This window comes from Streptomyces sp. NPDC048523, assembly GCF_043199815.1.
GTDB lineage: Bacteria > Actinomycetota > Actinomycetes > Streptomycetales > Streptomycetaceae > Streptomyces.
The window spans coordinates 606,470-621,425 of record NZ_JBICWQ010000005.1 but is presented as its reverse complement, the minus strand read 5'-3'; the positions used below and the strand labels follow the sequence as shown (position 1 = coordinate 621,425).

The following is a 14,956-nucleotide window of genomic DNA, read 5'->3' as shown; positions in this document are numbered from 1 at the left end:
CGCAGGCGTTTGGTGAGACGGCGACTACTCCGGAAGAACCCGAGCCGCAACACGGCAGGGGAAAGTGCCCCGACCGGGAGTCGAACCCGGCCTGCGACCATCGGGGCGGAAGTGCGAGAGATCAGCGGTTGCGGACGCGGCCAGAGACGCTGTCGGCGGACACGCTGAGGTGGCGGGCGCCGGAGATGCGGACGTCACCGGAGACGCTGCGCGCGCTCACGTGCCCGGATGCGGCACCGGTCGCCTGCACCTCGATGTCTCCGGAGGTGGTGTTCAGGGTGGCGGTGCGGCCGTCGTACAGCCCTACCTCGATGTCACCGGACACGGACTGCGCGGTCACCTGCTCGGTGACCCGGCCGACGTTGATGTCTCCCGAGGTGGTGTTGGCGGTGAGCTGCCGAACTCCGTCGGCGTCCAGGTCGCCGGAGACGGAGCGGAACTCCATGCGCTCGATGTAGCCGGACACGAACGCATCCGCGGAGGTGGCAACCACGGCGAGGGACGACCCGGCGGGCAGCATGACCGTGGCCGTGATCGGGCTGACCGTCTGGGCGTTACTCATCCCGCCGGAGACGACGCGGCCGTTGATGATGGTCACGCCGGTCATCGAGCCGTAGACCGTGCCGACGCTCTGCACGATGCGGTTGCCTCGGATGCTCTGCACCATCACGTTGCCCGGCATCTCCGGAACCTCGATGGCCAGCGCCTGCCCGTCCTGGTGGGTGCGGGCCTGGTTGACCGCGTCGGCCGCGGGCCCCGTGCTGTCCTCGGTGTGCAGCGTGATGCGGGCGGTCGTGATGCTGTTGAGCACCTGCACGTGGACGTTGCCGACGGGCAGCGACAGGCCCAGCACGATCGGGCCGGAGGTCTTCGAGTCAAAGGTGCGCTCGGTCATGGGGATGCTCCCAGGTTGTTGGAGTGGGACCTGAAGTGCGCGAAGGCGAGACGGCCGCGGCAGTGAGGTGGTGAGACGGCGGCCGTCCCGCAGCGCCCCGACCGGGAGTCGAACCCGGCCTACGACCATCGGGGCGGTAGTGCATGTCTCCTTCATCGCGACCGCGCTCCCGTGTCAGGTAGAGCTGTCCGGCCTCGAAGTAGGCGTATGGAGACGTGACCTTTCGGTCTAAGCCCTCCGGTTAATGACAAGGCGCCGGGTCGCCTCCCCCCGTCCAATGCGGGGCTCCTGGTCGTGCGGTCTTGCAGGTCAAGCACTTGCAGGCGCAGTCCGGCGAAGCCCTTTCGGGCTTGCCGTGCTGACATGTAACAGCGTGTACTAGCACGTACCACGGCGCAAGAGGGCCGCGAAGATTCGTGCTAGGTCGTACTAGGGGTGGGTACGCTCGATGGCGTGATGAGCGCTGAAATCTCGAAAGACGACCCCAGACCGGAATCCGAGCAGGCGGCCGACATTCTGCGGCAGGAGATCTTGCGTGGCGACATCAAGCCGGGGGCCCACGTGGGTTCCGTGCGAGACTTGGCCACACGGTTCAAGATCTCGGGAATGACGGTGCAGCGCGCCCTTGCGATCCTCCGCGAGGACGGGCTCATCCTGACCACGTCGCGCGGCAGCTACGCCCGCGATCCGGAGCAGTCCACCGAAGCCAGCGAAGCCGACGCGGGTGTCGACCTTCCCGAAGTCCTGCGTCAGCTCGAACATCTCACCTCCCAAGTCTCGGAACTTCGCGGCAGGCTCGAAGCGCTCGAAAGCCGCTCCGTGCCGGGTGGTGCTTGATCTGCAACCAGCATGCGCGGAACGGGAGTTGAGAGGTAAGTGACAGCCAGGGGACGGAAGATCGGAGGAGGGGACATGTCAGGTGACACCCGCCTGTCACCTTCCCTGTCCCCCCGCCTCACGCGCGAGACTCAGAGCAGGCACTCGGAGGAGGGCGCATGAACGACGACAGGCCCGCATGGGCGCGGCGTATCGCTGCCGAACGAGCGGCCCGCGATTGGTCGCAGCGTGACGCCGTGAGGGCACTGCGGGGGCACGCTCCGACAGAGCTGCCCGCGGAAGAAAGCATGATTCGCCAGTGGAAGCGCTGGGAGTCAGGCCAAATGCCGAACGACTTCTACCAACCGATCATCGCGGCCGTCTTCGGTACCGTGACGCACGCGCTCTTCCCGGCGCCTGCCCGGCGAGACGGGGACACGGAGATTCTGGCTGCGTCCGGCATGGAAACGCTGGAGATCGTGAGCCGCCTCAACCGGTCCGACGTTGACAACGCCACGCTTGATGCCTTGCGGATCACGGCGGACCGGCTCGCGTCGGAGTACCCGTTCATGCCGAGCGAGCAGCTTCTCATCGAGGGGCGGCAGTGGCTGCGCCGCGTCGTTGAACTCCATACGAAGAGCCTCACGCTCGCGCAGCACCGCGAGGTTCTCGCACTGTCCGGTTGGCTCGCGCTGCTTGTCGGCTGTGTCGAGTACGACACGGGCGACCGGCACGCGGCCGAATCGACGCGACAAGCTGCACTCTCCCTCGCGACCGAGGCAGACCATGCAGAGGTTGCCGGATGGGCCCACGAGATGCGGGCATGGTTCGCTCTCACGACCGGCGACTACCGCGGCGTCATCGCGGCAGCGCGGGCCGGAGCCGAGACAGCAGCGCACCACGGGGTGGCCGTGCAGCTTGCTGCCCAGGAAGCAAAGGCGTGGGCGCGGCTCGGAGACCGCCGGCAAGTCGAGGTCGCCTTGGACAAGGGGCGGCGAATCCTTGAAGGGATGCCGTACCCGGAGAACCTGGACAACCACTTCGTAGTGGACCCGGCCAAGTTCGACTTCTACGCGATGGACTGCTATCGACTGGTCGGTGAGGACAAGCTCGCGCGCACGCTCGCCGAAGAGGTACTGAGGGCAGGAACGGACTTCGACGGCATCGAACGCTCGCCCATGCGCAACGCTGAAGCCCGCGTCACGCTGGGCGTAACGGCGGCGCGTGAGGGCGACTTGGAACAGGCACTCCTCATGGGTGAACGGGCCCTCGAAGGCGACCGGCAGTCGGTGCCGTCGCTCATCATGACCAGCCGGGAACTTGCCGCCGAGATGCGGCGGCGGTACAGCTCCGAGCCCGCGGCGCAGGGCTACCTGGCGCGCCTTCACTCTCTTGCCGAGCAGAAGCCCGGATTCATGCCCCGCTGAATCCGGGCAGTCTTGCCCCATGTCCGACAACGTCGCCCGGATCATCGCGGGGGCCAGTGCCGCCTTCACCGCTACCAGCATGGCAATCTCCTACGCCACGTTCCTCAGAGTGAGACCCCGGTTGAGGGTGAGGCACTTCTTCGAGGAGGTGACCAGGTTTCATGCCAGTGGGGAAACCACTAGCTGCCACCTCATAATTCAGATCCGCAACCACGGCCAGACAGCGGTGAAGCTCTCAAAGCCGCTGGTGCAGTTTCGTCAGAGCCGTCTTCACCGGCTGCTCAACCCCCGTTCTGATCGCAGGGGATGGGACGAATACACCTGGTCCCCGTCTATCGCCGAAGCATCTGACGCGGTCGTGGATGCCTTCGGCGGGGTCCGATGGAATCTGCTTCTTCCGGATACCCACCTGAGGACATTGGCCCCGCGTGGTGCTCGCTTGCGGGTCGGAGTGGAGTTGCCCTCGGGCGTCGTCGTCTACGGCCAGTGGCACTGGAAGCCTTGGCGCCTTCCCTCCCCTCAGGGTGAGTTGGAGCAGCATCGCCAACTCTCGTTTGACGACCTCGGCTCCGAGTCGTCGCGTTGAGTCCTGCAAATGCGCCCTGGACCAGCTCATTCTCCGGCACAAGTACGTGCCGACCGGGGGGCCAAACGGGGGGCCAAACAAAGCGGCCGGAAGAAGACAGTCCCGGACTGTAGTGGACGCCGCCGGAGCCGAGCGTGCAGGTCAGTAGCCGCGAACCGAAGTCACAACGGGGTCCAATCGCGTTCGGGACGAAGAGGTCGTGGGTTCAAATCCCGCCACCCCGACAGCAGGTCAGAGGCCCATTCGCTTGATCGCGAATGGGCCTCTGTCGTACCCGGGGGACAAACGAATCCGGTCGGGCCACCGCATCGTTCCCTCCTTCCTCCCTTTCCTGTTCTTCGGCGACGATGCGCTCCAGCGGGTGCCGTGGTCGAGGTGAGGATTCGTGAGTTTTTGCGGTGGCGAGGGACCAGTCGAGCGCGCCGTGACGGACACGGACACGGACACGGACGGAGTGTGCGGCGTCCAGGTGGCCTCCGTGATCTCCATGACGACGGCCCGGTCCCATCCTGCACCGGGCCCGCGGCGGTTCCCTCGGCCCGGTCGTCGGCGACGGGGAGCATGGGTCGGATCCGCATGTTTCCGCGGGCGGCGCGTCTCGCCGGGGGTGCCTGGGGCGGTATCCGCCGAGAAACAGCGCACCCCGTGGTTCGGGGGCCCTGTTTCCGGGGTGCGAATTCCCGATGCGTCGGGTTGGCAGCATGCTGTCAGTACGCGGTCGGGCCCTTAGTACGGCGGCCGTCGTCGTGTTTGGCTGCTGAAGGCGCCACGGACACCGACGATTTCGGGAGACCCGCAATGGAGAAGTACGGCGAGAGCCTGTTCACTCTCGATCGGGACGAGGAAATACGGCTGCGTCTGCTCGCCGAGGTCTTCGATCCGCTGTGCACCCGCACGATGGACGCGCTGGGCGTGGCCAGGGATGCCCGCTGTCTGGAAGTGGGTGCCGGTTCCGGGTCGGTCGCCCAGTGGCTGTGCGGCAAGGCGACGGACGGCGAGGTGGTCGCCACCGACCTCGATCTGACGCTGCTCGACCGGGTGCCGGAGCCGCGGCTGCGTCGGCTGGTGCACGACGTCACCACCGACCCGTTCCCGGACGGCTCGTTCGACGTCATCCACGCCCGGCTGGTGCTCAGCCACCTTCCGCAACGGGAGGAGGTCATGCGCCGGATGCTGCGGTGGCTGCGGCCCGGCGGGTTCGTGCTGATCGAGTCGTTCTGCTGGTTCCCTGTCGAGAGTTCGCCGAACGACACATACCGCAAGGTGATGCAGCGCTGGAGCAACCTCATCTGCGGGACGCTCGGCACGGACAGCTGGTGGGCACGGTCCCAGCCGGGCTCGTTCCTCGGTTACGGCTATCGCGATGTAGGGGCGAACACGGTCACGCAGAACCTTCGGGGCGGAACGCCGCTCGCGGACTTCTGGCGGCTGACGGTGGACATGTCGAGGGAGCAGTTGATCGCGGGCGGATATGTGACGCCGTACGAACTCGACGAGTTCTACGGTCTGCTGCGCGACGACACCTTCTGGGATCTGGCGCCCGCGCTCGTCCAGGCATGGGGTCACAAGCAGCCGGCTGCGCTCGGGTGACCATCGGCACCGCACGCTGTCCTTCGTCCGCACCGACACCCGCTGGGAGCGCCGTGTCCATGCCATCCACGCGGCTCACCACCGCACGCCCGGGCACGGCCGTCGAACGGCGGCCACCCCGCGTCGGGCTCATCTCCTTCCTCAACTGCCGCCCGCTCCTCTGGGGTTTGGAGCGCTCGGAGCTTCTCGCCGGGCTGGACCTCGTCTCGGACTCGCCGGAGTCGGTCGGCGCGGACCTGGTCGCCGGGCGGCTGGACCTCGGCCCGATCAGCCTCGCCGACTACCTGCGGCACACCGAGGACCTGCTGCTGCTCCCGGGGCTCGCCATCGCGGCCGACGGTCCCGTCATGTCCTGCAACATCGTCAGCCGTCGCCCGCTCGAGGAACTCGCCGCGCCGCGGGTCGGACTGACGTCCACGAGTCGTACGACGGTGCTGTTGGCGCGGTTCCTGCTCGAGGAGCGGTTCGGGCTGGCGCCCCGCTACTTCACCGGGCCGCCCGACCCGTCGGCCCTGCTGCGCGGGGCGGAGGCGGCCGTCGTCATCGGTGATCCGGCGTTGCGGGTTCACTTCGACGGCCTCCCGGACGGTGAGCCGTCGGTCGTCCACGACACCGCGGCGCTGTGGACCGAGTGGACCGGGCTGCCCACGGTGTTCGCCGTCTGGGCCGTCCGCCGGGAGTATGCCGAGCGGCAGCCGCACAGGGTCGCCGCCGTGCGCCGGGCCCTGCTGTCGGCCCGCGACCGGGGGCTGGCGGAGCTGGAGCAGGTGTCCGCCGAGGCCGCGGGCACGTTCACCGCCGCCCAACTGCTGTCGTACTACCGGACGCTGCGCTTCGGCCTGGACGCGGACGGGCTGCGCGCGATAAGCCGCTTCGGCGACCTGGCCGCGCGGCGCGGGCTGGTCCCGGGGGACTGGGCAGTGCGGCGGTTCGAGGGGGAACGGTGAACCGCGTCTCAGGAGCGGCGGGGACGCGAGACGATGCCGAGTGGGTGCTGCGGCGGATCCTTGACGCGGAGGTGCGGGCCGATCCGTATCCGCTGTACGAGCAGGTCCGGGTCGCGGAGCCCGTATGGGTGCGGGGGCGGCCCGTGGTCGTGTTCGCGTCGCACGCGGCCTGCCGGGAGGTCCTGCGGGATCCGCGGGCGAGCAACGACCGCCGGCACTCCCTGCTCTTCCGGCAGACGGGGCCGGCCGACGGCAACAGGACGCCGAGTCCTCCGGCGGAGCTGCCGTCCTTCCTGTTCATGGACCCACCCCGGCATACCGCGCTGCGCCGGCTCGCCGCTCCCGACTTCACGCCTCGGGCCGTACGACGACTGACCCCGATGATCCGGGAGCTGATCGACGACCTGCTGGACGAGGCGGCGGCCAGGGGCCGGCTGGACGGCGTCGCGGACCTCGCGTCCCCGCTGCCCGTGACGGTGATCTGTCGGGTCCTGGGCATCGGCACCGGTGAACGCGAGTGGTATCGCACCCGTTCCTCGCTGCTCGGCCAGGCGGTCGACCCCTATCTCGCGTTCCTCGGAGTGCCCGCGCCCGGCCTGGCCCGGCGACGGCGGGCCGAGGCCGAACTCACCGAGTTCTTCAGCAGGTTGGCGGCCGAGCGGCGGGCCCGGCCGCGCGACGACATGATGTCTCGGCTGCTGGCGGCGCAGACCGACGGCGAACCTCTCACCGACGAGGAGGTCGTCACCACCTGCCGGCTGCTGCTGAACGCAGGGCACGAGACGACGGTCAGCCTCATCGCGAACGGTCTACTGGCCCTGCTGGACCGGCCCGAGACCCTGGCCGCGTTGCGCGACGACCCCGGCACGGCGGCGCCCGCCGTGGTCGAGGAGATGCTGCGGCTCCAGCCGCCACTCCAGCTCGTGCATCGGCACGCCCGCGAGGACATGGAGGTGCGGGGCACACCCGTCCCGCGCGGCACGACCATGGTGCTGCTCCTGGCCGGAGCGAACCGGGACGGTGCCGTGTTCGGCGGCTGCCCGCACGCCTTCGACACGACGCGGGCCGAGGGGCCGCAGCATCTGTCCTTCGGACTGGGCCCGCACTACTGCCTCGGTGCGCCGCTGGGCCGGCTGGAGGCCGAACTGGCCTTCACCCGGTTCGCCCAGCGGGTCGTGGCGCCCCGGCTCACCGCCGGGCCGCCGGGCTACCGGCCCCATGTCGTCCTGCGCGGCCCCACCTCGCTGCCGCTGTCCACCCAGGGGATCCGCGACCGCCGTACGCCGTGGGAGGCCGCGGAACCGGAGACGTGAGACACCCTGGAGCGGGGGCATGACCGCGCCGACGGTGGCGGCCGCCGCCCGCACGACCGAGAGCGGACGTCCCAGAGGGCGACTCGTTCATGGGCCGCGTTCCGCAGGCGTGACGGCGGCTGCCGGAGGGCCCTCTCGCCGTGGACGCGCGCGGGACAGGGTGCTTCCTGCCCGCCCGCCGTCCACCCGGTGTGGAACCGGCCGCAGTGCCAGGACGCGGAATCGGAGCTCAGCGCCGGCGCAGTGCCAACACCGCGTTGTGGCCACCGAAGCCGAAGGAGTTGCTCAGGGCCAGGTCGCCGTGTTCGGGCAGGGGGCGGGCGACGTTCCTGACCACGTCGAGCGGGATCGCGTCATCGAGGTTGTCGCAGCTGATGGTCGGCGGAATCACCGCGTGATGCAGGGTGAGGACCGTCGCCACCGCCTCCACGCCACCCGCCGCTCCCTGCAGGTGCCCCAGGCTCCCCTTGAGTGCCGTGACCGGAACCGGTACGACGCCGTCCTCGGTGCCGAAGACGGTGCGCAGCGCGGCCGCCTCCGCGAGGTCGCCCTCCACGGTCGCCGTGGCGTGCGCGTTGATGTGCGCCACGTCGGTGACTTCGGCGCCCGCGTTCGTGACCGCCCGCCGCACCGCGGCCGCGATTCCGCGGCCGGTCGGATCCGGCGCGGCCAGGTGGTAGGCGTCTGCTGACAGACCCCAGCCCGCGGCCTCGCAGTAGATCCGGGCGCCCCGGGCCAGCGCGTGCTCCTCCGACTCCAGCACCAGCACGCCCGCCCCCTCACTGTTGACGAAGCCCTCCCGGTCCTTGGCGAACGGGCGGGACGCGCCCCCGGGTTCGTCGTTGCGGGCCGACAGGGCGCGCATCGCGGTGAACGCGGCCATGACCTCGGGCGTCACGGCGGCCTCCGCTCCACCGGCGAGCGCGATGTCCACATGGCCGTACCGGATGCGGTCGATGGCCTGCCCGATGGCCTCGGTGCCGGACGCGCAGGCACTGACCACGGTGCGGGCCTCCCCGGTGACATGCAGGTCGAGCGAGACCTGTGAGGCCGCCTGGGAGGGGACCGTCATGGGCGCGGTGAGCGGTGGGACGTACCGCACGCCCTTGTCCCGCAGCCGCCTGTCCCCGTCGACGAGCACCGAGGCGCCGCCGATGATGGTGCCGAGGCTGACCCCGACCCGGTCGGGGTCCAGACCGCTGTCCTGGGTGCCGCCCGGGGCGAACCCGGCATCCTGCCAGGCCTCGCGGGCCGCCAGCAGCGCGAACTGGGCGGCCCGGTTCATGCGCCGCGCCTGCGGCTTGGGCAAAAGCTGCGCCGGGTCGTCGGGAACGGTGCCCCCGATGCGGATCGGATGGTCGGCGAACTCGGGTGCGTCCAGCGGACGGATGCCGCACCGGCCCGCGTTCAGCCCCTCCCAGAGGGTGTCGGTGCCGCGTCCCAGCGGGGTGATCGCACCGAGACCGGTAACGACCACACGTCGGCCACCCGGTATGCGCGCACAGGTGATGTTCCCCATGGCAAGAGGCTTCCCTTCACTTGATTGTCTTCTCTGTCGTGTTCTCGTGGACGGTTGAACGTCCGTGTAGGGGCGAGACTTCAAGCGCGCTCACGTCACCAGGAGCCGATGACGCTCCGCCTGACGTCGGGTCCGATTGAGTAACATGAACGGGGGCATACACGATGGAAGCTGACGGACCGGACATATCTGGACCCGTGCATTCCGAACCGACGGAATTCCAACTGGAATTCGCCGATCTTCCGGCGCTACTGCGCGCCTGGCGCGCGGAGGCCGGCGCGAAGCTCGGCCGCGCGAAGTCCCTGCCGCAGAAGGAAGTCGCCTGTCGCATGGGCGTCAGTGAGCGCTGGTACCGCGCTCTGGAGAGCGGGGCCCAGGTCCCGCTCACCCTGGACACACTCACGCGTCTCGCCGATGCCCTCGCCCTCGGCCCGGACGAACGTACGGCTCTGTACTGGTACCGGTTGACCGAAGTCACGGACGAGGACCAGACGCAGCACGACGACGGCAGACTCGCCCGCTTGAAGGAGTTCGTCGATGCGCAAACGGCTTTCCCCGCCTACCTCATCGACCACGCGTGGAACGTGATGGCGTACAACACACTCATGGCCGAGTGGTTTCCATGGGTACGGGAGCCGAGAGCCAATCTCCTGCGCTGGGTGCTGGAGAATCCGGAATCACGTGAACAAATAGTGGAGTGGAAGCAACAGGCTTCGCTGTACCTCGCCCAATTGAGGTTCGCGCTGGTCCGACGTCCGGATGATCCGACGCTCAAAAAAGCACTGACCAGCGTATTACGCGATCCTGCGTGCCAGGAACTGTGGGATACCGGACCTCGCATCATCGCGTTTCGGCAGGGCGGGCGGTTCCGCCTCACACTCCCCCATGTTTCGCAGACCGAGTTGGTTGTCACCGCCCAAGTCCTCCTCCCCGCTTACCGCCCAGGAGCCCGCTTGGTGGCACTGATGCCGACGTAATGGCGGGCTCCCCGAGGTCACTCTACACAGAAAGTCTTTGCTGAGAAGCGGCAAGTTTTTACCGCTTGACAAGCCTTCGACCACGCCTGCAACCTCGGTCCGAGGCCAGCAGAAGCAGCCGGGCACGGCGGTGTTCGTCGGCGATACCTTTAAGTACGGGGGAGGATACATTCGTGTTACATGCGACCAGGACTTGCGCGAGAGCCGAATATCGGTCACGCGACGGGAGTGGCGCCATGGAAAACCACCTGCTGCTCGGCACGGACACCGCCCGGACGGCACTGCAGCCACTGACCGACTCCGACGCGTTGGCGGATCTGCTGGACACCTTGCGCGGCCACCGGGTGCGGGAGTTTCGCCTCGCACTGCCCCGCCGGCCCTATGACCGTCAGGTCAGGAAGCAGGCGGTGCGGCTGAGCGCCGAACTCGCGGGCCGCGGAGCGCAGGTGCGCGTTCTGCACCTCCGGGACGACAGCCGGGATCCCGCCTACGCCGATGACACCCGGCGGATCGCCGCGGCCGGTGCGCGGATGCGGGCGCTGCCGCACCTGCCGGTGTGGATGGCCGTCGCCGACCGGGACCTCGCGATCGTGCCGCCAGATCCCGGGCTGGGCGATTCCTCGGCGACGCTGCTGCGAGGGCGCGTGCTGGTGGAGGCGTACCAGGCACTCTTCGACCAGGTCTGGGCGCGCTCCGGTCCGCCGCCCTGGGCGCCGGCCGAGGCGGAGCGAGACGCGCTGAACGAGCGGGAGCGGGAGGCGCTGGTGCTCCTCACCGCGGGGCTCACCGACGAGGGCATCTCCCGGCGGACCGGCCTTTCGGTACGTACGGTCCGCCGGACCATCGCGGGAGTGATGGCCAAGTTGGGCGCCCAGAGCCGCTTCCAGGCGGGAGCCGAGGCGGTCCGTCGGCAGTGGATCTGACACCGGCCGATCGGAGGCGGCCCGCCGGCTGAGAACCACCTCGGACCGGCGGGAAGCGCCTGCCGCCGGGGGTGGGCTCGGGCCGAGCGGGAGGCATCCACCGGCAGCGGACCGGACTGGACGTGAGCGATCCGCCGCCCGCCCGACTGCGGCCTCGGCGCCGTGACCGGGCCGCCGGTGTCCCGCGCCTACAGTCCCGTCCGCGCCAGGTCCCCGTCCGCGTACCGTTCTCCGCTCGGCGGGGTCAGGGCGTCGAGCCGGGCGAGCTGGTCCGGGGTCAGGGTGACGGCGTCCGCGGCGGCGTTCTCCTCGACGCGGGCCACCCGCTTGGTACCGGGAATCGGGACGATGTCGTCTCCCTGCGCCAACAGCCAGGCCAGCGCCACCTGTGCGGGCGTGGCACCCGCCACCGCCGCGACGGCCTCCACCTCGTCGACCAGACGCAGGTTCCGCTCGAAGTTCCCGTCGGCGAACCGAGGCGTGGTCAGCCGGAAGTCACCCGGGTCGAGCTCCCTGGTGGAGCGGATGGCCCCGGTGAGGAACCCGCGGCCGAGCGGCGAGTAGGCGACCAGCCCGATGCCCAGCTCGCGGAAGACCGGCAGTAGCGATTCGGCGGGCTCCCGGGACCACAGCGAGTACTCGGTCTGCACGGCGGACACCGGGTGGACCGCGTGCGCGCGCCTGACCGTGTCCACGCCGGCCTCGGAGAGCCCGATGTGCCGTACCTTGCCCTCCCGCACCAGCTCGGCCAGCGCGCCCACCGTGTCCTCGATCGGCGTGTTCGGGTCGACGCGGTGCTGGTAGCAGAGGTCGATGCGGTCCGTACCCAGCCGCCTGAGGGAACCCTCGACCGCCTTGCGCACATTGGCCGGTGAGCTGTCGATCACGTTGGGCCCGGCGCCGTCGTGCGAGACGAGGCCGAACTTCGTGGCGATGACGACCTCGTCACGCCGCCCGGCGACCGCCCGGCCGAGGAGCTCCTCATTCACGAACGGACCGTAGATCTCGGCGGTGTCGAGGAAGTCGACGCCGAGGTCGAGCGCCCGCCGAATGGTGCGTACCGCCTCCTCCTCGTCGCTGCCCGCTCCGGTGTAGTAGTCGGACATCGTCATGGCACCCAGGCCTATGCGTGACACGTCGAGCCCGCCGAGCGAAACGCGCTGCACTGCGACCACGCTCCCTTCCTGTTCCGTCGACTTCGCTTACACCCAACCACAGTCGGGCGTGCGCACCGAATCATTCCAAGGTTTCTGGCAGGTTACTGCCGAAGAACAAGGCTCCGAATTCGGTAAGGGTGTGGCCGTCGTGGCAGCAACAGGCCATGAGCCTTTCGGTCACCGGGTCCCCGTGTTTGACTCATATCGGCCCGCCGGTGCGGTGCCGCGAAAACAGACGGAGACTGTAATGCCGAACATGATGCTCGGACCCATGCAGGTCGACGGCTCATTCGAGAAAGAGCAATTAACCCGATGCATGGGTATTGAAATCGTCACCTGTGAACCGGGACTTGTGGTGGGCACCATGCCCGTTTCCGGAAACCGTCAGCCGGTGGGAATTCTGCACGGCGGCGCCAACGCGGTGCTCGCCGAGACCCTCGGTTCCGTCGCCGCCTTCCTGTACGCGGGCCCCGGCGGCAACGCGGTGGGCGTCGACCTGTCCTGCACCCACCACCGCTGGGTCTCCTCGGGGACCGTCACCGGAGTGTGCCGGCCCCTCAACGAGCGGCTGTCCGTGGCCTCGTACGAGATCGTCGTCACCGACGACTCGGGACACCGGACCTGCACGGCACGGCTCACGTGCGCCATCCGGCGCGGTGGTGGCCGCGGACGCCCCGGCACCCGTACGGCATCCGCCCGGCAGACCTCACCGGCAGACACCCGACGATCGGAGCACCGATGACCACGAGTTCAGCGCGGACCGTGCTGGCGTCCGTCGACGACCACCTGGGCCCCGCCGAGCAGCGCTTCTTCGGGCGCGGCTTCCGCAGGGTCGGCTACGACATCGGCGCCACCCATCTCGCCCGCACCGCGGCCGGCACCGCACGCGTGCGTTCCTCGGTGGGCGTCCACTACCCGGCGGACTGGTCGAAGAAGGCGGCGGGCACCGATCTGCGCCCGCACTTCAGCACCGTCGACGGGATCGTCGTCGCCGCCCAACTGGCCGAGGCATGCCTGAGCGGTACCGGAGCGGACCTGCGGGACGCCTGGCTGCGCAAGGTGCGGATAACGGCCGGCGCCACCCCGCAGGAGGATCTCGGCCGGCTGCCGGCCGAGGCGACGCTGCGCCGCACCGACCCGGTGCCCCAGGACGCCTCCCGGGCGGTGTCCGTGGTGGACTGCGCCGTCGGCACCATGCGCCTGCGCTGTGAAGTCGAGCACGCGCACGCCCCCGAGGCCGGCCGCCCCGCGCCCGAGGAGCGCACCCACCCCGGCCTGGACGCACTTCTCGGTCCCGCGGAGAACCGTTACTTCGGCGTCGGCTTCACCGCCCGGCGGCAGTACGTCCGTGACGTGGAGGTGGACCACCGGACCCTGAGCGCCGTCGCCACCCTGACCGTCGCCCAGGAGAACGGGGCGCCTGTGCCCACCGCAGGGCTGGAGGGCGCGCACCAGCCGTCGGTGTCGGTGATCGACGCCTTCGTGACGGCCCTTCAGCTGGCCCAGATCATGCTGTACGACCTCGACGGCATGCGCCGCCAGGACAGCGACACCCTGTGGATGCGGCAGACCACGCTCACCGCCTCCCGCCCGGACCGGCCCGCCGAAGGAATTCCGGTGAGCACCCGGCTGGACGATCCCGGTCTGCTGCGCATGGGCGGCGACACCTGGCGCACACTGGACGTCGTCGCCGAACTCGCCGGCCTCCGGGTGCGGTCCGTGCTGGCCCACCGGCTCCCGGAAGGGACGGCGGTGGCATGAGCCGGGCAGCGGTACTCGCCGGCGTGGGCGGTTACGTGCCCCCGCGCGTGGTGACCAACGACGAACTCGCCCAGCGTCTCGACACCTCCGACGACTGGATCCGCACCCGGACCGGAATCGCGCGGCGCCATGTCGTCGACGCGGGTACGACCACCGGCGACCTGGCCGTCGAGGCCGGTCTGCGGGCGTTGAAGAACGCCGGTGCGGACGGCGCCGACCTGGTGATCGTCGCCACCACCACACCCGACCGCCCCTGCCCGGCGACCGCCCCGGCCGTCGCCGCCCGCATGGGTCTGACCGATGTACCGGCGTACGACGTGGCAGCCGTGTGCTCCGGTTTCGTCTACGGTCTCCAGGCCGGCTCGGCCGCCGTGACCGCGGGATTCGCCGAGCGGGTCCTGGTCATCGGCGCCGAGTCCTTCAGCACGATCCTGGACCCCGCCGACCGCACCACCTCCGTCATCTTCGGCGACGGCGCCGGCGCGGTGCTGCTGCGGGCCGGCGAGCGCGACGAGCCCGGTGCGGTGCTGGACGTGCACCTCGGCAGCGACGGCTCGATGGCCGACCTGATCACGGTGCGCGGTGGCGGCAGCGAGGAGCGGTCCCGGGGCGGGCAGCCGCGACCCGAGGACCGGTACTTCCGGATGGAGGGGAAGTCCGTGTTCTTCGCTGCCGTGCGCCGCATGGCGGAGTCCTCGCGCACGGTACTGGCCCGCACGGGCTGGGAGCTCGCCGACGTGGACCGGCTGGTGGGCCATCAGGCGAACACGCGCATCCTCCACGCCGTCGCCGACCAGCTCGGCCTGCCGCCCGAACGGGCGGTGCTGAACATCGAGCGCGTCGGAAACACTTCCGCCGCCTCCATCCCGCTCGCCCTCGCCGACGCCATGGCCGACGGCACGCTGACGGCGGGCGACCGGGTGCTGCTGACCGCCTTCGGCGGCGGCGCGACCTGGGGCTCGGCCACGCTGACCTGGCCGGATCTGCCGGTCGGCTGAACCAGCCACTTCCACCAGCAAAACCCTTCTCTCCATGAACAGTTGAG

Annotated in this window: 14 protein-coding genes; 11 read left to right on the top strand and 3 right to left on the bottom strand. The window is 69.7% G+C overall.

The window, feature by feature from the left end:
- Nucleotides 1-121: 121 nt before the first annotated feature.
- A complete protein-coding gene (locus ACGFWE_RS28485; RefSeq protein WP_393602634.1) occupies nt 122-895 on the bottom strand; it encodes a DUF4097 family beta strand repeat-containing protein in 774 nt (257 codons plus the stop codon).
- 456 nt (nt 896-1,351) lie between these two features.
- On the opposite strand from ACGFWE_RS28485, the gene ACGFWE_RS28480 reads away from it, so the two are divergent.
- The 6 genes from ACGFWE_RS28480 to ACGFWE_RS28455 all read left to right on the top strand — a co-directional run bounded on the left by ACGFWE_RS28480 (nt 1,352) and on the right by ACGFWE_RS28455 (nt 7,574).
- Entirely contained in the window at nt 1,352-1,732 is a 381-nt protein-coding gene (locus ACGFWE_RS28480; RefSeq protein WP_393602804.1) for a GntR family transcriptional regulator, read from the top strand.
- A gap of 158 nt (nt 1,733-1,890) precedes the next feature.
- Nucleotides 1,891-3,138 (top strand): XRE family transcriptional regulator, encoded by a 1,248-nt coding sequence (locus ACGFWE_RS28475; protein WP_393602632.1) that lies wholly within the window; start codon nt 1,891-1,893, stop codon nt 3,136-3,138.
- Between the two features lie 19 nt (nt 3,139-3,157).
- The gene (locus tag ACGFWE_RS28470) at nt 3,158-3,724 is read left to right on the top strand and encodes a hypothetical protein (protein ID WP_393602630.1); all 567 of its coding nucleotides are present in this window, start codon (nt 3,158-3,160) and stop codon (nt 3,722-3,724) included.
- A 798-nt stretch (nt 3,725-4,522) separates the two neighbouring features.
- Entirely contained in the window at nt 4,523-5,314 is a 792-nt protein-coding gene (locus tag ACGFWE_RS28465) for a class I SAM-dependent methyltransferase (protein ID WP_393602629.1), read from the top strand.
- A gap of 59 nt (nt 5,315-5,373) precedes the next feature.
- Nucleotides 5,374-6,261: a menaquinone biosynthetic enzyme MqnA/MqnD family protein gene (locus ACGFWE_RS28460; protein ID WP_393602627.1), complete on the top strand. Its 888-nt coding sequence runs from the start codon at nt 5,374-5,376 to the stop codon at nt 6,259-6,261.
- Complete coding sequence (locus ACGFWE_RS28455) at nt 6,258-7,574, top strand: cytochrome P450 (protein WP_393602625.1); 1,317 nt, start codon at nt 6,258-6,260, stop codon at nt 7,572-7,574. Before ACGFWE_RS28460 ends, ACGFWE_RS28455 begins: the two co-directional genes overlap by 4 nt.
- Before the next feature lie 229 nt (nt 7,575-7,803).
- Here the strand turns inward: ACGFWE_RS28455 and ACGFWE_RS28450 are convergent, their stop codons facing one another.
- A complete protein-coding gene (locus tag ACGFWE_RS28450; RefSeq protein WP_393602623.1) occupies nt 7,804-9,177 on the bottom strand; it encodes a beta-ketoacyl-[acyl-carrier-protein] synthase family protein in 1,374 nt (457 codons plus the stop codon).
- A gap of 113 nt (nt 9,178-9,290) precedes the next feature.
- Here ACGFWE_RS28450 and ACGFWE_RS28445 point away from each other — a divergent pair, with 113 nt between their 5' ends.
- Both ACGFWE_RS28445 and ACGFWE_RS28440 read left to right on the top strand, forming a co-directional pair.
- Nucleotides 9,291-10,070: a helix-turn-helix transcriptional regulator gene (locus ACGFWE_RS28445; RefSeq protein WP_352387768.1), complete on the top strand. Its 780-nt coding sequence runs from the start codon at nt 9,291-9,293 to the stop codon at nt 10,068-10,070.
- A gap of 236 nt (nt 10,071-10,306) precedes the next feature.
- Nucleotides 10,307-10,993 (top strand): LuxR C-terminal-related transcriptional regulator, encoded by a 687-nt coding sequence (locus ACGFWE_RS28440; RefSeq protein ID WP_393602621.1) that lies wholly within the window; start codon nt 10,307-10,309, stop codon nt 10,991-10,993.
- Between the two features lie 188 nt (nt 10,994-11,181).
- On the opposite strand, the gene ACGFWE_RS28435 is transcribed toward ACGFWE_RS28440, so the two are convergent.
- Nucleotides 11,182-12,159 carry an aldo/keto reductase gene (locus ACGFWE_RS28435; RefSeq protein ID WP_352388062.1) on the bottom strand — a complete coding sequence of 326 codons (978 nt, stop codon included), beginning with the start codon at nt 12,157-12,159 and terminating at the stop codon, nt 11,182-11,184.
- Between the two features lie 247 nt (nt 12,160-12,406).
- Between ACGFWE_RS28435 and ACGFWE_RS28430 the strand changes: the two genes are divergently transcribed.
- Genes ACGFWE_RS28430 through ACGFWE_RS28420 form a run of 3 tightly spaced genes read left to right on the top strand, consistent with a single transcriptional unit; the run spans nt 12,407 to nt 14,909 of the window.
- The gene (locus tag ACGFWE_RS28430; protein ID WP_328643605.1) at nt 12,407-12,892 is read left to right on the top strand and encodes a hotdog fold thioesterase; all 486 of its coding nucleotides are present in this window, start codon (nt 12,407-12,409) and stop codon (nt 12,890-12,892) included.
- Nucleotides 12,889-13,911, top strand: a complete 1,023-nt coding sequence (locus ACGFWE_RS28425; RefSeq protein ID WP_393602619.1) for an AvrD family protein — start codon at nt 12,889-12,891, stop codon at nt 13,909-13,911. The genes ACGFWE_RS28430 and ACGFWE_RS28425 overlap by 4 nt, the downstream gene beginning before the upstream one ends.
- The gene (locus tag ACGFWE_RS28420) at nt 13,908-14,909 is read left to right on the top strand and encodes a beta-ketoacyl-ACP synthase III (protein ID WP_352387762.1); all 1,002 of its coding nucleotides are present in this window, start codon (nt 13,908-13,910) and stop codon (nt 14,907-14,909) included. The genes ACGFWE_RS28425 and ACGFWE_RS28420 overlap by 4 nt, the downstream gene beginning before the upstream one ends.
- Nucleotides 14,910-14,956: the final 47 nt, after the last annotated feature.